21 protein-coding genes and 2 pseudogenes are annotated in these 21,849 nt (G+C 66.6%); 12 read left to right on the forward strand and 11 right to left on the reverse strand.

From position 1 onward, the window contains the following. The first annotated feature begins 5 nt into the window (after positions 1–5). From BST12_RS08560 to BST12_RS08570, 3 genes are all read left to right on the forward strand, one after another. Entirely contained in the window at positions 6–2,330 is a 2,325-nt protein-coding gene (locus tag BST12_RS08560) for an arylsulfatase (protein ID WP_083112685.1), read from the forward strand. 9 nt (positions 2,331–2,339) lie between these two features. Then, entirely contained in the window at positions 2,340–3,011 is a 672-nt protein-coding gene (locus BST12_RS08565) for a GAP family protein (protein WP_083112686.1), read from the forward strand. 314 nt (positions 3,012–3,325) lie between these two features. After that, the gene (locus BST12_RS08570; RefSeq protein WP_083112687.1) at positions 3,326–4,099 is read left to right on the forward strand and encodes a YqjF family protein; all 774 of its coding nucleotides are present in this window, start codon (positions 3,326–3,328) and stop codon (positions 4,097–4,099) included. On the opposite strand, the gene BST12_RS08575 is transcribed toward BST12_RS08570, so the two are convergent. Next, a complete protein-coding gene (locus BST12_RS08575) occupies positions 4,093–4,455 on the reverse strand; it encodes a hypothetical protein (RefSeq protein WP_139801556.1) in 363 nt (120 codons plus the stop codon). The genes BST12_RS08570 and BST12_RS08575 overlap by 7 nt on opposite strands. A gap of 52 nt (positions 4,456–4,507) precedes the next feature. Next, positions 4,508–5,275, reverse strand: a complete 768-nt coding sequence (locus tag BST12_RS08580; RefSeq protein WP_083112689.1) for an SDR family oxidoreductase — start codon at positions 5,273–5,275, stop codon at positions 4,508–4,510. Positions 5,276–5,333: 58 nt separating this feature from the next. On the opposite strand from BST12_RS08580, the gene BST12_RS08585 reads away from it, so the two are divergent. Beyond that, the gene (locus BST12_RS08585; RefSeq protein ID WP_083112690.1) at positions 5,334–5,810 is read left to right on the forward strand and encodes a nuclear transport factor 2 family protein; all 477 of its coding nucleotides are present in this window, start codon (positions 5,334–5,336) and stop codon (positions 5,808–5,810) included. A gap of 2 nt (positions 5,811–5,812) precedes the next feature. Here the strand turns inward: BST12_RS08585 and BST12_RS08590 are convergent, their stop codons facing one another. Both BST12_RS08590 and BST12_RS08595 read right to left on the reverse strand, forming a co-directional pair. Then, entirely contained in the window at positions 5,813–6,556 is a 744-nt protein-coding gene (locus BST12_RS08590) for a DJ-1/PfpI family protein (RefSeq protein WP_083112691.1), read from the reverse strand. Positions 6,557–6,570: 14 nt separating this feature from the next. Next, the gene (locus BST12_RS08595) at positions 6,571–7,521 is read right to left on the reverse strand and encodes a GlxA family transcriptional regulator (protein WP_083112692.1); all 951 of its coding nucleotides are present in this window, start codon (positions 7,519–7,521) and stop codon (positions 6,571–6,573) included. 119 nt (positions 7,522–7,640) lie between these two features. Here BST12_RS08595 and tpx point away from each other — a divergent pair, with 119 nt between their 5' ends. Then, complete coding sequence (gene tpx / locus BST12_RS08600) at positions 7,641–8,138, forward strand: thiol peroxidase (RefSeq protein ID WP_083112693.1); 498 nt, start codon at positions 7,641–7,643, stop codon at positions 8,136–8,138. 149 nt (positions 8,139–8,287) lie between these two features. On the opposite strand, the pseudogene BST12_RS08605 reads toward tpx, so the two are convergent. From BST12_RS08605 to BST12_RS34595, 4 genes and pseudogenes are all read right to left on the reverse strand, one after another. Beyond that, positions 8,288–8,812, reverse strand: a pseudogene (locus BST12_RS08605) (NAD(P)H-dependent flavin oxidoreductase); the annotation flags it as partial. After that, on the reverse strand, positions 8,802–9,206 hold the full coding sequence (locus BST12_RS08610; protein ID WP_083112694.1) for an NYN domain-containing protein: 405 nt from the start codon (positions 9,204–9,206) through the stop codon (positions 8,802–8,804). The pseudogene BST12_RS08605 and the gene BST12_RS08610, both read right to left, overlap by 11 nt. 26 nt (positions 9,207–9,232) lie before the next feature. Then, on the reverse strand, positions 9,233–9,511 hold the full coding sequence (locus tag BST12_RS08615) for a hypothetical protein (protein ID WP_083112695.1): 279 nt from the start codon (positions 9,509–9,511) through the stop codon (positions 9,233–9,235). Between the two features lie 504 nt (positions 9,512–10,015). Next, positions 10,016–10,309 (reverse strand): annotated as a pseudogene (locus BST12_RS34595) (PE family protein); the annotation flags it as partial. 387 nt (positions 10,310–10,696) lie between these two features. Between BST12_RS34595 and BST12_RS08625 the strand changes: the two are divergent. Then, positions 10,697–11,011, forward strand: a complete 315-nt coding sequence (locus tag BST12_RS08625) for a PE family protein (protein ID WP_245850152.1) — start codon at positions 10,697–10,699, stop codon at positions 11,009–11,011. Between the two features lie 130 nt (positions 11,012–11,141). Beyond that, positions 11,142–12,581: a condensation domain-containing protein gene (locus BST12_RS08630; protein ID WP_139801557.1), complete on the forward strand. Its 1,440-nt coding sequence runs from the start codon at positions 11,142–11,144 to the stop codon at positions 12,579–12,581. A gap of 15 nt (positions 12,582–12,596) precedes the next feature. Here BST12_RS08630 and BST12_RS08635 read toward each other — a convergent pair whose 3' ends face one another. After that, on the reverse strand, positions 12,597–13,280 hold the full coding sequence (locus BST12_RS08635) for a response regulator (protein WP_083112698.1): 684 nt from the start codon (positions 13,278–13,280) through the stop codon (positions 12,597–12,599). After that, positions 13,262–14,959, reverse strand: a complete 1,698-nt coding sequence (locus BST12_RS08640; protein WP_211281237.1) for a sensor histidine kinase — start codon at positions 14,957–14,959, stop codon at positions 13,262–13,264. Before BST12_RS08640 ends, BST12_RS08635 begins: the two co-directional genes overlap by 19 nt. 206 nt (positions 14,960–15,165) lie before the next feature. Here BST12_RS08640 and BST12_RS08645 point away from each other — a divergent pair, with 206 nt between their 5' ends. The 3 genes from BST12_RS08645 to BST12_RS08655 are packed head-to-tail and all read left to right on the forward strand — an operon-like array spanning position 15,166 to position 19,356. Continuing rightward, positions 15,166–16,965 carry a PE family protein gene (locus BST12_RS08645; RefSeq protein ID WP_083112802.1) on the forward strand — a complete coding sequence of 600 codons (1,800 nt, stop codon included), beginning with the start codon at positions 15,166–15,168 and terminating at the stop codon, positions 16,963–16,965. 37 nt (positions 16,966–17,002) lie between these two features. Further along, positions 17,003–17,908 carry an NAD-dependent epimerase/dehydratase family protein gene (locus BST12_RS08650; RefSeq protein WP_083112699.1) on the forward strand — a complete coding sequence of 302 codons (906 nt, stop codon included), beginning with the start codon at positions 17,003–17,005 and terminating at the stop codon, positions 17,906–17,908. Continuing rightward, entirely contained in the window at positions 17,905–19,356 is a 1,452-nt protein-coding gene (locus BST12_RS08655) for an alpha-L-fucosidase (RefSeq protein ID WP_083112700.1), read from the forward strand. Before BST12_RS08650 ends, BST12_RS08655 begins: the two co-directional genes overlap by 4 nt. Here the strand turns inward: BST12_RS08655 and BST12_RS08660 are convergent. Beyond that, positions 19,347–20,168 (reverse strand): alpha/beta fold hydrolase, encoded by an 822-nt coding sequence (locus BST12_RS08660; protein ID WP_083112701.1) that lies wholly within the window; start codon positions 20,166–20,168, stop codon positions 19,347–19,349. The two genes, BST12_RS08655 and BST12_RS08660, sit on opposite strands and share 10 nt — an antisense overlap. A gap of 100 nt (positions 20,169–20,268) precedes the next feature. On the opposite strand from BST12_RS08660, the gene BST12_RS08665 reads away from it, so the two are divergent. Together BST12_RS08665 and BST12_RS08670 are read left to right on the forward strand one after the other, a co-directional pair. Then, positions 20,269–21,075, forward strand: coding sequence for a hypothetical protein (locus BST12_RS08665; RefSeq protein ID WP_083112702.1), 807 nt, complete (start codon positions 20,269–20,271; stop codon positions 21,073–21,075). Next, positions 21,072–21,821 (forward strand): hypothetical protein, encoded by a 750-nt coding sequence (locus tag BST12_RS08670; protein ID WP_083112703.1) that lies wholly within the window; start codon positions 21,072–21,074, stop codon positions 21,819–21,821. The genes BST12_RS08665 and BST12_RS08670 overlap by 4 nt, the downstream gene beginning before the upstream one ends. Positions 21,822–21,849: the final 28 nt, after the last annotated feature.

Below are 21,849 nucleotides of genomic sequence, written 5' to 3' on the forward strand. Positions count from 1 at the left end.
GCACGGTGGTCGACCTACCGGGTGCAGAGAAACCGTTCGGCGGCGTCATCAATCCATCGGCCGCTGATTCCACCCCGGTCACGCCGGCGATCACCTACCCACCCGCCGACGCGCCGAACGTCGTCGTCGTACTGCTCGATGACGTCGGCTTCGGCGCCTCATCGACATTCGGCGGGCCCGTCCCGACACCGGCGCTGGATCGGATCGCAGCTAACGGCCTGCGTTACAACCAGTTTCACACGACCGCCTTGTGCTCGCCGACACGCGCGGCACTGCTGACCGGCCGCAATCATCACAGTGCGCACATGGGCACCATTTGCGAAATCGCCTACGGATTCCCCGGCTACGACAGCGTGATCCCACAAAGCACCGCTACGGTGGCGCAAGTTCTGCGGATGAACGGTTACAACACGGCGCTGTTCGGCAAGGCCCACCTCACCCCGACCTGGGAGATCGGCCCCGCCGGCCCGTTCGACCGCTGGCCGACCGGCCTCGGCTTCGAACGCTTCTACGGCTTCCTGGGCGGTGATACCTCCCAGTACGAACCGGCACTCTACGACCAGACCACACCGGTTGAGCCGTATGTCGGGCGCGACGACTACCACCTCAGCGAGGACCTTGCCGATAAAGCGATCGAATGGATCCGGCTGCAGCAGACGTCGGCGCCGGACAAACCGTTCTTCGTCTACTTCGCTCCCGGCGCGACACATAGTCCGCACCAGGTGTGGCCGGAGTGGTCGGACCGGTTTTCCGGCCACTTCGACGACGGCTGGGATGCCCTGCGGGACAGGATATTTGCCCGTCAGGTCGAGCTGGGCATCGTTCCGCCCGGAACGCGGTTGACGCCGCGGCCCGACCAGATTCCCGGGTGGGCGGACTACGACGATCGGTACAAGCCGGTGGCCCGGCGCCTGATGGAGGTATACGCCGGCTTCCTGGCCCACACCGATGCTCAGATCGACCGGGTCGTCCAGGCCATAGACGAGTTAGGGCAATGGGACAACACGCTATTCATCTACGTGTGCGGCGACAACGGCGCCTCGGCAGAGGGAACGCTACACGGTGCGTGGAGCTGCCCGGCGTTTCAAAACGGGCTGCCTGAAGACCCGGAATGGCTGCTGGCTCATATGGCCGACTTCGGCACTGCGCGATGCGAAAACCACTACAACGTCGGGTGGGCGTGGGCGCTGGATGCACCGTTTCAGTGGATGAAGCAGGTGGCGTCCCATTTCGGGGGAACCCGTAACGGACTGGCGATCTCGTGGCCCCGGGGAATCAGCGCAGCAGGGGAGCAGCGCAGCCAGTTCCATCACGTCATCGACATCGTGCCCACCATCCTCGATGCCGCCGGAATCGAGATGCCGCAGCGGGTCAACGGAATCGAACAAAAACCGATCGAGGGCGTCAGCATGCGGTACTCGTTCGACTCCGCGGCCGCCGATAGCCGCCGGACCACCCAATACTTCGAGATCTTCGGCAATCGCGCTGTGTACCAAGAAGGTTGGATAGCGTCCTGCTTCCATGGCCGACTGCCCTGGGTGCGTACCGGGAGCCACCCGTTCGGCGACACCGAGCGCTGGGAGCTGTATCACATTGGCGACGACTTCAGCCAGGGTGTCGACCTCGCCGAGCAATACCCCGACAAACTCGCCGAACTCAAGGCCGTCTTCGACGCCGAAGCACGCAAGTATGACGTCTACCCGCTCAGCGACGCGACGCTGGCCCGTGCGTTGCCCGCCAATCGCCCGAATCTGCTCGGCGACCGCACCTCGGCGACCTATTACGCCGATCATGTGCGCATCCCGGAGCCCGCGACGCTGGCCTACACCAGCACGTCATTCGACTTGCGGGCACAGCTACAGATACCGCAAGGCGGTGCCCGGGGAGTGGTGATCTGCATCGGCGGGTCGATGGCCGGTTGGACGTTGTACGTGCAAGACGGCATCCCCGCCTTCACCTACAACTATCTCGGACATGAACTCACCACGGTGGCCGCGGCCGATCCGCTGCCGGAAGGCGCAGTCGCCCTTGGCCTTTCGTTTGACTATGACGGTGGCGGCCTCGGCAAGGGCGCATCGGTGACGCTGCGTGTCAACGGGTCCGAGGTGGCGACCGGCCACATCGAGCGCACGGTTCCGTTCCGGTTCTCGATGAGCGGCGAAACCCTGGACGTCGGAGTCGATACCGGATCGCCGGTCGCGCCGTATGGCCAGGGTTTCGCATTCACCGGCCGCATCGACCGCATCGACGCGACCGTCCAGCCGCGCGCCGCCGATCTGGCCGCAGCGATCGCCGAGGCCGAGATGCGCTCGGCCCTCGGCTCGCAATAGGAGATCGCCATGTGGAGCAGTCTTATCCCGCTGATCCTCGGCGGCGCGCTGGAACCGATCGAGATCGCGATCACGATCATGTTGCTGGGCACGCCATCTCGGGTCCGTGCGGCCGGCGCGTGGATCAGCGGACACGTGGGAACCCGGCTGCTGCAGGGCCTCGTTTTCGGCACCATCCTGCACTGGGGAGCCCGCACCGCCGGCAACGATCGCTCCCACCACTGGATCATGTCGACCGTCCTGCTGGTGGTCGCCCTGCTGTTTCTCGTCACGGCGGCGCGCGAGCTGTTGAGCGACGACGATCCCAATTCGCCGCCGCCCAAGTGGATGACGATGCTGATGTCGGCGACACCAACCAAGGCGTTGTTCATCGGCGCCGGCGTGGTCACGGTTTCGGTAAAGTCCTGGGTCTTCACGCTGGCCGCGATCAGCGTGATCGGTAACGCCGGGCTGGATCGAGTCGCCAACATCGCCTCCTACATCGCCTTCGTATTGTTGGCCACGAGCGTGAACCTGCTCATCATCGGCCTGGCGGCCTTCTTCCCCGATCAGTCGCGGTCCCTGCTGGACCGGATCCTGCGCTGGCTGCGGGAAAAGAACCGGCCGATCATGGTCGTCGTGGGGCTGGTATTCGGGATCTGGTTCGGGTTCAAAGCCCTGCACGGCTTCGGGATCATCTAGACCGCGAGCCTGTGCAGGTTGCCGTCAATTCCGGCCGATCGTGGCATTGTCGCCAATTCCCTGGCGAGCCGCCGGCGCTTACTTTCAGAACCTGCGAATTGTTTCGTCTTATCCCGTCTCGCCGGAGGGCGAATTGACAACGATGAGGCGCTTGCTCAGCAACGTCCGCTACCACGTTCCGGAGCACTCATTTCCGCGACGAGGACAAGAAGGCCGGCGGATGGCGGGCCGGTGATGTGTACTGCGTTGTCCGGCGTAATCCGCGTTGGGGATGAAATCGACGCGGGCAATAAGCCGCGTGCCAAGATGTAGCGATGACCGTCCTGCCGGACCCGTCGGATATCGGATCCAGTGCGCGTTCCGCCCTTGCCGGGTATCCGGTCACGCCGCCGCCCCTGCGTGGCCCGGTGACGTTCGACCAGTGTTGGGGTGAGCTGACCTTCGTGCACTGGCCGGTGCGCCCGGAAAGCGTCGAACACCTCTACCCGCCCGGAACCCGCCCCGACGTCTTCGCCGACGGCATGACCTACGTCGCGCTGGTCCCATTCATCATGAGCCGCACCACGATTGGCACCGCGCTGCCGCTGCCGTACTTCGGCAGCTTCCCGGAGACCAACGTCCGGCTCTACTCGATCGATGACGCCGGGCGCCACGGCGTCGTCTTCCGGTCACTGGAAACTGCGCGACTCGCCGTGGTGCCCACTGTCCGGATCAGCCTCGGCGTCCCCTACACCTGGGCGAAGATGCGGATAACGCGATCGAACGACCACATCACCTATCACAGTGTGCGGCGCTGGCCACGTCGTGGGCTGCGCAGCTTGCTGACGGTCACCGTTGGCGACGTGATCGAACCGACGCCCCTGGAGATCTGGCTTACCGCGCGCTGGGGCGCACACACCCGCAGGGCCGGCCGGACCTGGTGGGTACCGAACGAACACGAAACGTGGCCGTTGCAGACAGCCGAGATCGTCGAGTTAGACGACGATCTGGTGGACGCGAGCGGGGTAACGATCGCCGGCGAGCGACTGCGTGCGCTGTATTCGCCCGGCGTGCGTACCCGGTTCGGCCGGCCCTGTCCGATTCAGTAGGCCAGCACGTGGAAGTGCCCTAACGGGCAGTCGCCCTCGACACCGCTGTAGGGATCGTCTTCAAAGGTTCGCCAGCTCCAGTGCTCACCGCAGTACGATGCCGCGCAGTCCGGGCAGTGGAAGGGTGCACAGGAGTACCCGATCTGATACAGGGCGCAGGCATCAACGCCTTCAAGCGCTTTGGCGACCCCGTCGACCCGGTCGGCTGGGACGGGCCGGCTGGTGACGCCGAAGAACGTCTGCACTACCAGCGCGGCCTGCCCGTCCGGGCGGATGGCGCCATCCAACTCGGCCACCGCCGCGAGCCCCGGCGACCAGGAATCAGTCGAATGGGCAAGCACCTCAGTGCTTTTCACCAGCCAGACCTGTCCCGCGCTCGCGGCGCAGAGCGCGCACCCGAAACTCGCCTCAAGGACAGGTGTATCCACCGTCGATCACTATGTCCGAACCGGTCATGTAGCTGGACGCCTCGCTGGCCAGATACAGATACAGGGCGGTCAGCTCTTCGGGTCGCCCGATGCGGCCGAGCGGAATCTTCGGCTCCCACAACGCGTGGTATTCGGCTAACGGCTCGACGAGCTCGGTGAGTATGTAGCCAGGGCTGACGCTGTTCACCCGGATCCGGTGCGGGGCGAACTCCACTGCCATGGCTTTGGTCAGGTGAACGACCGCGGCCTTGGACGCGCAGTAGTGGCCCACCTGCTGAGGGATGTTGACGATGTGGCCCGACATCGAAGCGGTGGTGACGATGGCACCGCCCCGGCCCTGTTGAACCATTGCCCTGGCCGCCGCCTGGGCAGTGAGGAACACGCCGGTCACGTTGGTGCTCTGAATGCGCTGGAACTCTTCAAGTGTCATGTCCAGCATCGGCACGACGCCCACCACTCCGGCGTTGCACACCGCGATGTCGACGCCGCCCAACTCCGCGGTCACCTGGTCCACCATGCTGGTCACTTGCGCTTGTTGGGTCACGTCGCAGCAGATGGGCAGCGCCTTGCCGCCGGCCGCGGCAACCTCCTCGGCGACCGCCGCCACAGCGTCGAAATGCCTTGCGGCTAAGGCCACTTGGGCCCCGGCTTCGACGTAGGCCAACGCCACCTTCTTGCCGATTCCGGTGGACGCCCCGGTTATCAGGGCCGTTTTGCCGTGCAAATCGAACAAGTCCAACACACCCATTCGCCATCCCCCTTTTTTACCGGTGACCGTCAGCGCAACAGGTTCTAGTGTGTCCGGTATGGGCAAGTTCGCCAAAGCCGAGATCGAAGAAGCCGTCCGGCACTACACGGCGGTCGTCGAGGAATGTTCCGCCACGGGGGACTGGCGGCCGTTTGCGGATTTATTCACCGAGGACGTCGTCTACACCGAGCACCACTATGGGGTCTTTCGCGGGCGCGAGGCGGTGCGGGATTGGATCGTCGCCGTGATGGCCCCGTTCCCGCACATGCGCTTCCCGTCCGGCTGGATCGCTTACGACGAAGACAACGACGCCGTTGTCGTCATGATCAAGAACCTGCTCGATCACCCTACTGATCCCGGCGGTGAGCCCTTCTGGTTCCCGAACTGGACCCGGCTCGTCTACGCCGGCAACGGATTGTTCTGCAGCGAGGAAGACATCTACAACCCGAACCGTGATGCGCCGCAGGCGGTCAGCGCCTGGCTGCAGGCCGGCGGCAGGTTCGCATCTGAGGAGTTTCTGCAGCCCAAGGCGTAGCCCTAGGCGGTCGAGGTAGCGGGCTGCCGCCGGCGCCGCCGCGAGCGCGCCGCGCTCAGCGCCTGATCCCACGCGAGCAGCGTCGCGGCCTTGAGGTTGGCCGGTTTGGCGCTGTCCTTGGACAGTAGCGCCGTCGCTGCGGCCTTGGTGGTGGCCGAAGCCTTCGACATGTGGCCAGAGTCGAACGGTGGCTGTGGGTCGTACTCGATCGCCAGCTGGATCGCTTTGGCGCGGGATTCCCCGCCCATCCGCCCGGCCAGCCACAGTGCCAGATCAAGCCCCGCGGAGACGCCCGCACTGGTAATGATGTTGTCCTGATGCACAATTCGCTCGTCGGCGACGGGGATGGCGCCAAAGGCCTTGAGCGCCGGAATGGTCAGCCAGTGCGAGGTGGCGCGCCGGTTCTCGAGCAGGCCGGCGGCGGCCAGAATCACCGAGCCCGAACACACCGACGTCGTCCAGCTGGCCGTCCGGTGGGCCTGACGCAACCACTCCAGCAGTTTCTCGTCGCGCGCGTGTACCGGGGTCGCGGGACCGCCGGGTACGAGAATCACGTCGGGCGAGGGTGTTTCAGCCAGCGAGTGGGTGGCACCCAGTACCAGAACCCCGGAATCGGCGGTGATTGGACCGGCTTCATGCCAGACGAAGCGCACCTCGGTGTGCGGCAGCTGCCGCAGCACCTCGTACGGGCCGATCATGTCCAGCGCGGTGAAACCCGGGTAGGCCACAAATGCGATTTGGGTCATTATCGTCTCCTCACTTAGGCGAACGCCTTGCGGTATTGGTCCGGCGAGATGCCGACGCGGCGAATGAAGTTGCGCCGCATGGTTTCTGCGGTGCCGAAGCCGCAGCGCGCGGCGATTGCCACGACCGTGTCGTTGGTTTCTTCCAGCTGCCTGCGCGCGGCCTCGGTACGGACGCGTTCGACGTATTGACCGGGCGCCTCGCCCACTTCGTCGGTGAATAAGCGGGTGAAGTGCCGGGGACTCATCGCCGCCTGCTGAGCCAGACCGTCGATGCGGTGCGAACCGCCCGGTTGCGCCTCAATGGCTTCCTGCACCGTGCGGATCACATTCCGCTTGGCCCGCGGCATCCACACCGGAGCCGCGAATTGGGTCTGTCCGCCGGGGCGCCGCAGATAGAGCACGAGCCAGCGAGCGACCGTCTGGGCGACCTCGGTGCCGTGGTCGTCCTCGACCAGTGACAGGGCGAGGTCGATTCCCGCGGTAACGCCCGCGGCGGTCCATAGCGTCTCGGAGCTGCGGACGAAGATCGGGTCGGGATCGACGTCGATAGCAGGAAAATCGCGGGCCAACCGCTCGGCGAACGCCCAGTGCGTAGTCGCCCGGCAACCGTCCAGCAGCCCCGCCTCGGCCGCCAGGAACGCACCCGTGCAAACGGTGACCAAGCGGCGGACGCGGCCCGAAACAGATCGGACCCAGTCCATCAGCGCTGCGTCGGATCGCGCGGCGTCCACCCCGCCGCCGCCGGGCACGATGACCGTGTCGATGGGGTCCTCGGGATCGGGCAGCGGCGCCGCCACGAAGGCCAGGCCGGTTGCGGTGCTGATGGGCCGGCCGCCGACCGAGGCCAGGACAACCTCGTATGTGCCGTTGGTCAGCAACGACGCGGAGGTGAATACCTCATGAGGTCCCACCATGTCGAGAGCCTGGACATCCGGGAACCCGACGATCACCACTTTGCGGGGCATGATCCCAGTGTTGAGCAGACCGGGCCATGTCGTCTACGCCATGCACCCCACGAATTAGGACAGCCGGGGAGCGGAGACCTGCCCGAAAGCTGCGTCGGTGGCCTTGGCAGACTGTGCCCATGGCACAGATAACCCTGCGCGGAAACGCGATCAACACTGTCGGCGACCTACCCTCTGTCGGATCACCAGCCCCGGCGTTCAAACTGACCGGTGCCGACCTGGCGGAGGTCAGCAGCGATCAGTTCAGGGGTAAGTCGGTGTTGTTGAACATCTTTCCGTCCATCGACACACCGGTATGCGCGACGAGTGTGCGCACCTTCGACGAGCGCGCCGCGGCGAGCGGCGCGAGCGTGCTGTGCGTATCCAAAGATCTGCCGTTCGCCCAAAAGCGCTTCTGCGGCGCTGAGGGCACCGAAAATGTCAGCACCGCGTCGGCCTTCCGGGACAGCTTCGGCGAGGACTACGGCGTCACGATTTCCGACGGTCCGATGGCCGGGCTGCTTGCCAGGGCCATCGTGGTGATCGGCCCCGACGGCAACGTCGCCTACACCGAGCTGGTGCCCGAGATCGCGCAAGAGCCCGATTACGATGCGGCCCTTGCCGCGTTGGGCGGCTAGCCCGCTGGGGCGACAACTCGACGCGACGATCGAGCGCCGTGAATGGTGCCGCACGAATACGCGGCACCAAATATAAACCAGGACAGCACTTTTCGGCGTGTCGTGTGCCCAGGTTATGTGTCGCGGCGCGGAAATGGGCGCAAAGTCCGCCCTAGTTGGGCCACGATCGGCAGATCGACGTGGGCAGCCACCAGCGGCAGCAGCACCATGGTCGAAGCGCCGAACCGATTCTTGAACCCGCCGCCTTCGACGCCTTCGACCACCAGGCCGTCCACGCCTGCGTCGACGGCCTTCTTGGCCGCCGCCAGCGTTCCCACCACATGAAACACGGTGATGCCGGCATCGTGCAGCCGGGCGGTGAGTAGCGAAGGAGCACCGGCCGAGGTGGTCACGAAGCGAATCCCGTTGGCAGCCAGGAGATCAACGACGGCCGGGTCGCGGTTGACCATGAGCGCGATGTTGGCTCCCACCGAACGGTCGGTGAGATCGCGCACTCGCTGCAAGTCGGCTCGGCCCTGCTCCGAGGTGGTCTCGATGATGCCCAGCCCACCGGCGTTGGACACCGCCGCCGCCAGTTGGGCACCGGCGATGTAGGTCATGGGCGCCTGGACTATCGACACCTCGCTTCGGGCCAGCGCACAGACCCGGTTGCGAGCGGGCATTTCAATCGCCATGGCGTTCTTTGGATTTGGCGCCCCGTGGATCGATAAGGTCGCGAAAGGCCTCCGCCCGGTAGACCGAAGCACCGGCCTCACGTACCCGCTCGGTCAGTGCTTTGTCCGAAGTCACGACCCGAATCTCGCTGGGCTCGGGGTCGGCTTGCACCAGGCGGACGATCTCGTCGTCGGCGGAGTTGGCCGCAGCCCGGGGCGCGTGTGCTACCTGGATGACTGAGGAGTCGATGGGTGTTTTCGGCGGCCGCTCCAGCACGACGGTCACCTGGTCGCCACTGGCGCCGGCCCAGCGCTCCAGCCTGTCCACCAGCACGACCATTGCACCGTGCCGGTCCTTCCACCAGCCGTCCGGGCGGCTACCGATCACGTTCATGGCGTCGACGATCCACCGCATGCCGCTGGCCTACCCGCGGAGCGCGCCTAGATCCATCTGCGCCATAGGGGTTTTCTGTTGAGCTGTTGGCGGAAGTTCTCGATGTGTTGTTCAGCGATACTCGCTTCCACCGCCCCCAGCGCGTTGACCACCTCGAGATGCGAAAGGATGAGCAGCCCGTTGAGTTGCTTGAGCCGTTCCGGACTTGCCAGCGACTCTTCGTCGTCGACGTAGATCAGCAAGAAGTCACGCAGCGCCTGGCTGCCGGTCATCCGCTCGGGAACCTTCATGTTCCGCAAGATGGTGGCCATATCGGGGCTGGTCACTACATGCCTCCTTCACGATGGGTAACACGGCAAGCGTAGGAGACCCGGCCGAGCACACGGATAGGCCCCACGGATAGGCGTGCGGGCAACGCCGCGCTGCGCCGGGTAAGGCCGGGTGCTTTTGCCACCAACTGTGCGGCCGGCCCGGCCGCCGAACACAGCTCGCTACGTCAGGCGTTCGCCCGGTTGCACCTGTTCGTTTGCGTCTCGATCGTCGTCGTCGGCGGGCTCGGTGGCTGAGGCCAAACCCGGCTTGGCAGCACCAGCCGGCGCACCGGCACCCATCCCGCTGCCCACCGGAGCGCCACCGCCCATCGCCGACGAGCCGGCGCTGGCTGCCGTCGAGACCATCGGCGACGAGGATGCCTCCACCGCCTGGGACACCAGCGGGCTGCGCGCCAGCGCCTCGGCCTGCGCCTGCGCCGGCAACCCACCCAACAGACCCGCACCGCCGGTCGAGCCGGTCGCGCTGGCGGGGCGAGACATGGCGGCGGCGCTGAACGTCAACGCGCCCGCGGCGTTGTCGTCGGAGTCGCTGTACATGCGGGCAATGTCGGTCAGCGCGGTGCCGGTGCGCATCAGTTCTTCCTGAGCCGCGGTGTTCGACGCCAGCATCGAGGCCGCTTCCTGAGCAAAGGCCAGCACCGCCTGCGCAGAGACCTCTTCGGCGCCGGCGGGAATCAGCCCGCTCAGCACCGACATCGCCGCCGTGCTTCCGGCGCTCAAACCCTGGCTGCCAATGTCGACCAACTGTGAGCCAATGTCGCCGGCGGCCGGGTCGTGGGACATGGAATCCATCTGCCTGCTGCTCCTGTCGATCGGTGCACGAGCCGTGCCGACGATCGCCGGAAACCGGCGGTCAACAGGCCCGATGCGCAAGAACGATGGCTCGATTCTAGACCTCGCCGAATTGGCCCACCCGAAAAGCGGCCAGCTACCCGGGCCGGCACCAAACCGTGAGCACAATGCGCAAAACCAGGAAATCGCCGCTAACTCCGACTTTCGCTCACAAGCGCGACACCCGTGTCCCGGCGCCGTAAGTTCGGTATCACGTTATTCGCCACATTGCAGTGCGAAATGTATTGGTGCCAGCCGAAAAGCCATTCAGGAATGGACGTTCTGCCACTTTCATGTCGTGCAGAGATTTTCGGCACTACGCCATCGAGGGGTACGAAAATGCAATCTATGACATTTCATCCGGTGGTCGCCGACATTGGCGATCAAATGGTCAATATCGGTCTGGACAGCCTGGCGGCCGGTTCGAAGGCGTCGATGTCGGTGACCAGCCTCATCCCGGCCGGGGCCGATGAGGTCTCGCTGCAGGCCGTTACCGCTTTCCACGCCGATGCCGCCGACCTGCTGGCTCTGCACAAAGCAGCCCAGGAAGAGCTGATGCGGACCGGCCAGGCGCTGGCCCAGATCGCACAGACCTACGCCGAGGTCGACGAGGCCGCCGCGAGCAACCTGGTATTCGGGTTCAAACCGCTGCCGTACAACTGACCACCTTTACTTCCGGCTCGCAGCTGCGCAATGGAATGCGGTCCCGGCGCGACGAATACCATTCGCGCGGTCCTGCTAATCCGTTTGCACCGCACAAACCGTCGCCATCACACAGACGAGGATTGAGAAATTGGTAGCACTGCGCACCATAAACGAATGGCTACCACCGCGGGGCCTGGTCACCACCTGGACGGCGTCGCCGGCGGCACGCGAAGCGGCCCGAATCGCGCAGCGCGGCGATCTGCCGCCGAGCTATCAGCGCAATCAACACCTCCGGACCGCCCGTGACGGCAGCGCAGCGCAGCGCGAGCAGCCCCGACTGATGATCGTGGCCTGGGACATGCCGGGGATTTGCGATATTCCGGCGATGACGGCGGCGATCAATGCACACGTCCGCCGGCACGACACCTACCACGATTGGTTCGAGTGCCAGGACGACGGTTTCGTCCGCCGCACGATCGACCCGGCCGACATCGACTTGGTTCCTGCGGCGTTCGGGCTCATGGACGCCGAACAAATCCGCACCCACGCCCTGGCAACCACGCCGGCGACACTGGAGTGGGACTGCTTCACGTTCGGCATCGTCCAGCACCGCAACCACTTCACCTTCTACGCCAGCGTCGATCATCTGCACGTCGACGGCATCTCGGCCGGCCTGATCTTCCTGGACATTTGCGTGATGTACCAGGGTCTGCCCCAGGCGGCCACGCTCACCCGAGTCGCCAGCTATCGGCACTACGCCGCGCGGCAACTCGCGAGGGTGCAGAGTTTGACCCTGTCGTCGCCGGAGATCAAAGACTGGATCGAGTTCGCGCGCGACGTGGACGGCAACTGGCCCGGCTTCCCGCTGCCGCTCGGTGACACGTCGCGCGACAGCAAGGGTGACTTCCTGACCGTCGAGTTGCTGGACGCAGCCCAGACCAAAGCCTTCGACACCGTTTGCCGGCGGGCCAGTGCCCGATTCAGCGGCGGGGTCATGGCGTGTGCGGCGCTGGCCGAACACGCACTGACCGGTACCCGCACCTATCACGGGTTCACCCCGTTCGACACCAGGACCCCGGGGACCGACACGATGACCGTAGGTCGGTTCGCCAGCCTGGTTCCGGTCACGGTGCCGATCGGCACCGGGTCGTTTTCCGGGTCGGCCCGGGCCGCGCAGCGTTCCTTCGACGCCGCCAAGCGGCTGGCCGGTGTCCCATTCGAGCGCGTCCTCGAGTTGGCGACGCCGGAGGAACTGGGCATCAAGCCGAACACCGGCCCGGCGATGATGGTGTCGTATCTGGACGTCCGCAAGATACCGGTCGCGGCGTTATGGGAAACGACGAACTTCGGTGCCTACGGCGACAATTTGTCGCACGGCGGTGTCAACGCATGGATCACCCGGCACGCCGCTAAGACCACGGTGACGATGTCCTTTCCGGACAACCCGATCGCCCGCGAATCGGCGTACCGCTATCTCGCGACGCTGGCTTGCGTCTTCGCAAGAGCGGCCACCGCACGCCGCGAGGATCGAATTCCGTTGCAGATCATGCGCATTCGCACCGGCTGCACGCTGCGCACCGTCGGCTGACACCGAAGATGAGGTTCAGCGGGTCGCGCGAGTCGCCCGGCCGTCACCGGCCGCGAATTCCTGTTCAGGTCGTCCCGTCGTGCCGTAGCGCAGTCCGACGGTGACGTCCCCGGTGGTCGCCAGCGCCGCCAGATACCGTTGAGCCGTCGCCCGCGAGATCCCGATCGCCGTGGAAACCTCCGCGGCGGACATCGGCAGCTCTGATGTTTGCAAAGCCTGCAGGACAAGCTGTTTGGTGGGGGAGGCCGCCGTTGTCGACGCCGGGGCCGGGGCGACTTTGGGACGCAGCGCATCCAGTGCCGCATCCACGTCCCCCGCGCGCAGGTTGGAGCCGGCCAGGATTTTTCGGTAGCGGGCGTAGCCGGCCAGCCGGGCGGCGAGTTCGGTGGTCGCGAACGGCTTGACGAGATAGCTGACGGCGCCTGCGGCCAGGGCGGCACGGATCGTTTCGGATTCGGTGGCCGCGGTCAAGACCATTGCATCACAGTGCAATTCGCGCACGAAGTCGATTCCGGATCCGTCCGGCAGGTAGACGTCGACCAGGGCGAGGTCGACCGGCTCGGCCTGTCGCGCGGCGGCGAGGGTGTTGGCGGTGCCGGCCACCGTGAAGCCCGGCATGGCGTTGACGATTCCGGCGTGCATGTTGGCGACGCGGAAGTCGTCGTCGACCACCAGCACCGTCAGTTCTGCGCCGCCCATTGCTCCTCCTCTGCCATCACACCCGGCAGCCGGGCGATGAACTCCGCACCTGGCAGGCCGGGCTCCGATTCGGCTGTGCCGGGACTCGACAGCCAGAGATCGCCGCCAAGGGAACGGCTGATCTGGCGGGACAATGCCAGCCCGATACCCCGCCCGCCGGGTATGCCGGAGTCCGGCTTTGTCGTCCGGCCCTCGGTGAACAGCTGCTCGACGAAATCGGATGCGACGCCGTCACCGCTGTCGGCGACCGTGACGTGCAGCGTCGAACCCTCTTGCAGCAGTTCGACTTCCAGCTCTTTGGCGGGGCTGGCGCCGGTTCGGGCCGCGTCGATCGCATTGTCGATCAGGTTGCCCACCACGGTGGTGACATCGACGGGAAGCTCCAATCGACCTGAGACCCAAGTGTTTTCGCCGATCCTTAGCGTCACACCGGCTTCCCGGGCCGCTGCGGCCTTGGCCGCCAGAAACGCCTGCAGGTGGGCATCGCGGATGGAGTCGATACCCGGAACCGCCGAGCCCAACGGGCCCGAGCCCAACAGCTCCTCCAGATACTGCAATCCCTCTTCGACGTGGCCGGTGTGCAACAGCCCGTTCAACAGGTGCAGCCGGTTGGCGAACTCATGGCGCTGTGCGCGCAGCGTCGTACTCATCACCTGTACCGCGTCGAGTTGCCGGGTCAGTGACTCGACGTCGGTTCGGTCACGCACCACCAACACGGTTCCCAGGGCGCGCCCGTCGCGGGTTACCGGCCGCGCCGAGACCACCACAATTCGTTCCCCGACGGTGGCCAACGTGGGTGCGGTCTTGTCCGAGGCGGCCTTGAACACGTCGAGGACCCGTGGCGTCAGCCCAACCTCGTCGATCGAGCGGCCCAGCTCGTCGCCGATCTTGAGCAGCCGGCATGCCTCGTCGTTGACGAAGGTGATGCAGCCGGTGTTGTCAGCGGCCACCACGCCCTCGTCGATGCCGTGCAGCACCGCCGCCTGAGTGCGCACCAACTCGGCCATCTCGGCCGGTCGCAAACCCAGTGTCAGGCCGCGCCATCGACGGGCCAGCGCAACCGAACCCACCACACCGATCAGCAGTGCCGCGCCTCCCAACGGGGCCAGCACCCGAAGATTGTGCGAGAACTGTTCGTCGAACGCCTTCGTGGAGATGCCGACGCTGACCATGCCCAGCACCCGGTCCGAACCAGGCGCCAGCACTGGGACTTTGGCGACGATCGAGCGCCCCAGCGTACCGGCCTGATGCAGCACCTGCTCGTGTCCGGCCAGCGCCCCGGCGGGATCGGTGCTCACCTTGCGGCCCAGTTGGTCACGATGGGGATGGGCGAGCCGGACGCCCTGTGTGTTGGCGATGACCACGAACTGCACGTGCGTGCGCTGCTCGACGCGTGAGGCGACGCTCTGCAGCGGACCGGTTGCCAGTTCGTCCACCAAAGCGGGGGTGGGGGTCGGCCCGGTGTCCTCGTAGTGCGAGATGTTGCTGACGACCGTTGGCGACGAGGCCACCACGCGCGCGATATCCAGCGCGTGCTCGCGGTACTGCAGGTCCAGGCGGTGACGGTTGAACTGGGCGAAAAGCCCGAACGCGACCACCAGCGTCAGCGTCACGAGGACGAGTTGCAGCAGCAGTACCCGGCTGGCGAGCCGCAAGTCGATGCGACCCTTGGAGGCCATGGGGGGACCCTACCACGCAGTTTGAGCAAAATGCGCAAAAGCCATCGGCTCCCCCAATGGGAGGAGAGAATTTCATCCGGCAAATCGCTCATTCGTCCGATACGCATGCCGTCGCCGCGGGTCAAAAGTGATCGGTAATGGGCCTGAATGCCGGCTCGGAAAGCCACTCGAACAATGGCCGCTCGAACAAAGGGGATCGAGAAGCGATGTCGTACACATTTGTTACCACAGACGCATTGGCAACGGCAGCGTCGGACATGGCGGGCATCGGCTCGGCATTGCACTCGGCAAATGCTGCGGCCGCGGCCTCGACCACCGCGGTGCTGGCCGCGGGTGCCGACGAGGTATCGCTGGCCGTGGCATCGCTGTTTTCCGGCCACGGGCAGGCCTACCAACAGTTGAGCGCTCAGATGAGAGCGTTTCACGACACGTTTGTGCAGAACCTCACTTCGACTTCGGCCAGCTATGCCGCGGCCGAGGCGACCAACACGACACCATTGCAGACCCTGGGCCACGAGCTACTGCACGTCATCAATGCGCCGACCGAGGCGCTGGTGGGCCGCCCGCTGATCGGCAATGGAGCCGACGGCGCGCCGGGCTCGGGGGCATCCGGGGAAGCCGGCGGCATCTTGTTGGGCAACGGCGGCAACGGCGGATCCGGCGCTGCCGGCCAGGCCGGCGGCGCGGGCGGTGCGTCCGGGCTGATCGGCAACGGCGGCGCGGGTGGGGCAGGTGGCGCCGGCGCGAACGGCGGCAGCGGCGGGCGCGGCGGCTGGTTGTACGGCCATGGCGGCAACGGCGGCAACGGCGGCAGCGCAACGTCGATCACCATGGCCGGCGGCAGCGGGGGCGCCGGCGGCAATGCCGGGCTATGGGGCGCGGGCGGTCATGGCGGCAACGGCGGTGCGGGCATGGCTGGGGCCGATGCGGCCAATCCGGCAGCGGTTAGCGACCCCGGCCTCAACGGCACCGCAGGCACTAGTAATCAGGTCAACAAGGCCGGCGCTGTCACCGGCGGCAACGGCACTGGCGGGCAGGCCGGCGACGCCGGCGTCAACGGCGGTAGCGGAGGCAACGGCGGCAACGCCGACACCACCCAGGCCAAAGGAGCAACCGCCGGGTCCAGCGCCCAGGCCGGTAACGGGGGCACCGGCGGCGACGGCGGCGCGGGCGGTGCCAGCGGCGGTGACGGGGGCGCGGCCGGTTATGGCCGCACCGACAACAACGTCGCCGCCGGGGGCTGGGGTGGCAACGCCGGTAACGGCGGCGCCGGCCTGGCCGGTCAGGGCGGCAGCGCCGGTGGCGCCGGCGGCAGCGGCGGACGCGGCGGGTTGTTGGTGGGCAACGGCGGCGACGGCGGCTACGGCGGCAACGGCGGCTACGGCGGCAGCGGTTCGGATGGCGGCGGCGGCGGTGCCGGCGGTGGCCACAACTCCATGGATTCGTCCTCCACGCTCGCGGCGTACAGCTCAAATAACAACGCCTTCGGCGGCAACGGCGGATCCGGCGGCGATGGCGGGGCCGGCGGCCAAGGCGGTCTTGGGGCCGCCGGCGGTGCGGGCGGCGCCGGAGGTGCGGGCGGACTACTGGCCGGCAACGGCGGCGCCGGCGGGCACGGCGGCGCCGGCGGTGCCGGCGGCACCGGCGGGCTGGGCGGTGACGGCGGAAACGGCGCCGCGGGCGGCGACGCCGGTGCCCCTAACGGGACGGCCACCGGCGGTAATGGCGGCGATGGCGGCGACGCCGGTCACGGCGGCGACGGCGGCGGCGGCGGTGCCGGTGCCCACGGCGGCGAAGGCGGACGCGGCGGCCTGCTCGGCAGACACGGCGCGACAGGCCTCGGCGGCGCCGGTGGCGCCGGCGGGGCCGGCGGGGCACACGGCAGCGCGGGTAGCGGGGGCGACAAGGGCGTCGGCCTCGGCGCGGTTTCGCACAACGGCTCTGCCGGCCCCAACGGAAACATCGGCGCCGACGGAACCGATGGCGACGCCGGCCTTCCCGGTTGACGGCCGGCCCGCCCAACGGGCGGCATAACATCGGCGCATGCGCGCCGCGAAGATTCTGATCTCCGGGGTGACCGGCCAGGTCGCCGCTCCTATAGCCATGGCCCTGGCGGCCGACAACGAAGTCTGGGGCATAGCCCGATTCACCGACGCCGCCGCCCGCGCGGAGCTCGAACGGGCGGGGGTTCGCTGTCAACCGGTGAACCTGGCCGCCGGCGATTTCAGCGAGATCCCGTCGGACTTCGACTATGTGCTGAACCTGGCGGTCGCCAAGAGCGGCAAGTGGGACAAAGACCTGGCGGCCAATGCGGATTCGGTCGGCCTGCTGATGGCCTACTGCCGCGGCATAAAGGCATTCCTGCACTGCTCATCCGCGGCTGTCTACGACCCACCCGATGACGAGCTGCGCACCGAGCGCGCCGCCCTGGGCGACAACCACAAATTCCTGTTTCCCACCTACTCGATTTCCAAGATCGCGGGGGAGGCGGTGGCGCGCTCGATGGCGCGCGCTTTGGGCATACCCACCACCATCGCGCGCCTCAACGTCCCGTACGGCGACAACGGCGGCTGGCCGTACTTTCATATGGAGATGATGCTGGCCGGGATCCCTATCCCGATCCCACCCGGTAACCCGGCTCGCTACAACCCGATTCACCAGAACGACATCATCGCGACGATCCCCAAACTCCTTGCGGCGGCATCGGTTCCGGCCACCACCGTCAACTGGGCCGGTGACCAGATCGTCAGCATCCAGGAGTGGTGTGCCTACCTCGGCACGCTGATCGGCCGCGAACCGGTCTTCGAGGAAAGCGAACAGGCGCTGCGCGGGAATCCGGTCGATGTGACCCGCATGCACGAAATCGTCGGCGGCGGAACCGAAGTCGACTGGCGTGACGGCATCCGCCGAATGGTCGCGAAGTTCCACCCAGAGTTGGTCCAAGCGTGAAGCCATTCCAGACCCGTCCCTTGCCCCAGTGGTTCGCGGACGCGAAGTTCGGCATTTTCATCCACTGGGGCCTGTACTCGGTGCCCGGCTGGGCGCCGCTGGAAGCCGACATCCAGCAACTGATGCTGACCAAGGGGCCGGTGTACTGGCTCAAACACAATCCGTATGCCGAGTGGTATCTGAACACCATCCAGATTCCCGGCAGCCCGGCGCAGCGACACCATATGCAGACCTATGGTCCGGGCTTCTCCTACGACGACTTCAAGCCGATGTTCAACGACGCGGTACGCCAATTCGATCCGGCATCCTGGGCCGACCTGTTCACCCGGGCGCACGCCCGCTACGTCGTTCTCACCACCAAGCACCACGACGGGTTCACGTTATGGCCGACCCGACACCCCAACCCGCACAAGAACTCCTGGCATGCCGAGCGTGACCTGGTCGGCGAACTGACCAGCGCGGTGCGCGCCCGCAACATCAAGATGGGCCTGTACTACTCGGGCGGTTACGACTGGACGTTCAACCCGCAACCCATCACCGACCTGGCCACCATGGCGAGCTCCCTCGTGCAGACCCCCGAGTACACCGGCTATGCGACCGACCACATTCGCGAGATCGTCGAGCGCTATGCGCCGTCGGTGTTGTGGAACGACATCGGGTACCCACCGCAGGCCGACCTCGCCGAACTGTTCGCCTACTACTACGACACCGTTCCGGACGGCGTCATCAACGACCGCTGGGCTCAGCTGCGGTTACCGAAAGGCCGTGTGACGCAACCCTTGACGGTGCGCGGCCTCAGCCTGGTGAGTAGTTTGTGGAAATATCTGCCGGACCGGGTCAAGGGGCTCGAGTTTCCCGCCGGCTTCCACTACGACTTCCGCACGCCCGAATACGCCCAGTACGACGAGATCAAGCCGGGCAAATGGGAGTCGACCCGCGGCGTAGGCCACTCGTTCGGGAACAACCGCCAGGAAGGTCCCGACGAGACGCTGTCCCTCACCGAGCTGGCCCGCTCCTTCGCCGACCTGGTGAGCAAGAACGGCAATCTGCTGCTGGGCATCGGCCCCTACCCCGACGGCACCATCCCGGAGCTGCAGGCAAAACTGCTCACCGACTTCGGCAGCTGGCTCGACGTGACCGGTGCGGCGTACTTCGGTACCCGGCCCTGGGTGACGGCGGAAGCCACCGCGACCGATGGCACCCAGGTGCGCTTCACCCAGAACGACGACGCGCTGTACGCGACTTTCCTGCAGGCGCCCGGGCAGCGCCGCGTCGGGTTGCGCGGGCTTGCCGGCTCACCGGATACCACCGTCGAGCTGCTCGGTGGCGGCCTCTTGGAGCACGAATGCGCAGCCGATCGCCTCGTGGTCACCTTTCCCGAGGCTCTGGACGTGTGGCCGGCCTACGCCCTCAAGATCACCCCTGCGCCGCGCCTGACTCAAAGATGAGACAACAGCCGCTCGGCGAACTCGTCCGGGTGCTCCCGGTGCATGAAGTGCCCGCCCGGCACTTCCTCGACGATGTACTCGCCGTCGAACATCCGGGCCGCACCCCGGTAGTCGGCGGGCGACACGATCGGATCGTCAAGGCCCGCAAAGACAACCGTGGGCACCGTGATCCGGTTCTTCAATGACGGTGAGGGCACCGCAGAGAGCTTGCGGTAGTAGCCGAATGCCGCGTTCAGACTCGCCGGGTGAGCGAAGCTCGCGCGCACGGCGTCGAACTCACCGGGGTCGGGGCGCCACGTCGGCGACCAGCGGCGGTAGATCGCCGGTAGCGCGGCGAAGCCGTTGCGCGCGAAGCGGTTCGGCGCTCCGGGCAGTTTGTAGGTGGCGAAGTGGCGCACGCCCCAAAGTTTCTTCAGTGATGGCTTGACCGCCGCCGGGTGCGGGATGCCGACGATGAACAGCTTGGTCACCCGATCGGGGGCGAGCGCCGCGGCGCCGTAGGCGGCCGAGGCGCCCCAGTCGTGTCCGATCACGACGGCGTCCCTGGCCCCCAGCGCCTCGATCAGCGCGAGCGGATCACGCGCCAAGGTCTCCTGATCGGGATCGCGGTCCGGCACCGCGCTGGGATGGTATCCGCGCATGAAGGGGCTGACCGCGCGGTAGCCCTTGGCGGCGATGCGCGGACGCAGGTCATCCCAGCTGTGCGCGGTGTCCGGAAAGCCGTGCAGCATAAGCACCAGCGGCCCGGAGCCCTCCTCCAGATAGGCGAATCTCAGCCCGTTCGCGTCGACGAAGCGCATCGCATCGGTCATGGCTTGGGGACACTACACCCGTTGCCGAGATGTGCACGACCGACCGCGTGGCCGTGTGTCTATGGCCGGTATTGCGGCTTTATCACGCTAGGGTGTACCGATGCTGTCCGCGACGGCCGGCCAACCGTGGCCCCGCGTGGTGGCCGCTATTGCCCTGGCTGTGCTCGGAGCTTGCGGTGCGACCGTGCTTGCGGAGCCGCATTCAAAAGCCGCCCCGGCCACCACCCTCGCCGCGCAAACCGACTGGGTCCTGGCCACCGCATTGCCCGCCAGTGCCGACGTCCCGGCCGATTGGGGCTATTCGCTGTCCGGACGGTTGCAGCGGGCGGTGCCGTCGGCCACCGACGCGTTGACCCCGCCGCCCAATCCGAGCCCGACGGCGGTCTACGCGCCGGACACCTGCGGGAGCGTGCCGAAAGTTCTCGACCACTCCGGCGCCGCCCTGGCCGCCTTCGTCCAGGTCGACCGGTACGCCCAGCTGTTCGTGCAGGATGCGCCACCCCCGGACGCCGCCGCCACCGGGGAGGGCCGCGAGCACGGACCCAACACCCGCTTTGCGATCTGGGCGGTTCCCGACGGCCCGGCGCGGATCGCGAATTACCTTGACTGGCTTGGCCGTTGCGGCTCCTACCACGTCACCAACTACTTTCTCGACGGCCGCGCCAAGAACCAGCGCAACGTCACCACGAAAGTGGAAACACGCTCGGCCAGCGGCGCCGACGCGGCCGTCACCGTGACGAGAACGTTCACCACGATCGGCAGCCGCGACCCGGCATCGACCTACCACGTCGCCTACTATGCGGTGCGCGGTGTCTTGCTGGAATGCACGATGTACATGGAGGGCGCCGACCTCGAAGTGGTGCAGCGGCTGGCCACCCAAACAGTGACCAAGTTGCGCGCGTTATGACCAGCCCGTCTCGACCGCGAAAGCCGCGCGGGCCGTGGCTGATTGCCGCTGCGCTGTGGGTGCTGGCGATTGCCGCGGTCGTCATCACGGTGCCCGCGGTTCTCAGCGGCGCTACCCACCGCAGCACGTCCGGTCCAGAGCCGCTGGCCCCGAAACTGGCCGCCCGCAACGATCAACAATTAGCCGAGCTGTTGCCCAAGGCTGGTGACTTCCCGCCGTCGTGGACCGTGAGCGACATCAAGGAGCTGTCCGACACGTTCGGCTACTTCCGGTACCACGTGTCCGACGAGGGCCTGGGCTTCACTCCCGCCGAATGCTTCTCGGTGGTGGGTGTGGCCTCGACCGGTGCCTTCGACGCGGCCGAGGTATTCGGGCACGACCCGGCCGATTCGCCGGACGTCGCCGACCGCAGGGATATCCGGCTGATGGTCGGCCGCGAATTCGATCCGGCCGGATTCGACGCCTTCACCGGCCTGGTGAAGCGGTGCTTGCACTTCAACAGTGCCGCCGTCGGCTCCTATGCCGTGAACATTCTGGAGGACTCGCACCCCTCGAGCGGGCCGCAGCGCTTCCGATACTCGATCACCGCAACCATCGGCGGCGACCCCGCCGACGCGACGCGCGTTGACTACTACTCCTATGCGCGCGCGTCGGGGCTGGTTTTGACGGGCACGGCCAGCAACGGCCACCAACAGTCCTTCGACAAGCTGTTCGACGTCACGCTGCGCAGGATCACCGCCGACTGACACCAAGGCAATCGGTCCGGACCCAGTT

Source organism: Mycobacterium angelicum (assembly GCF_002086155.1).
Classification (GTDB): domain Bacteria; phylum Actinomycetota; class Actinomycetes; order Mycobacteriales; family Mycobacteriaceae; genus Mycobacterium; species Mycobacterium angelicum.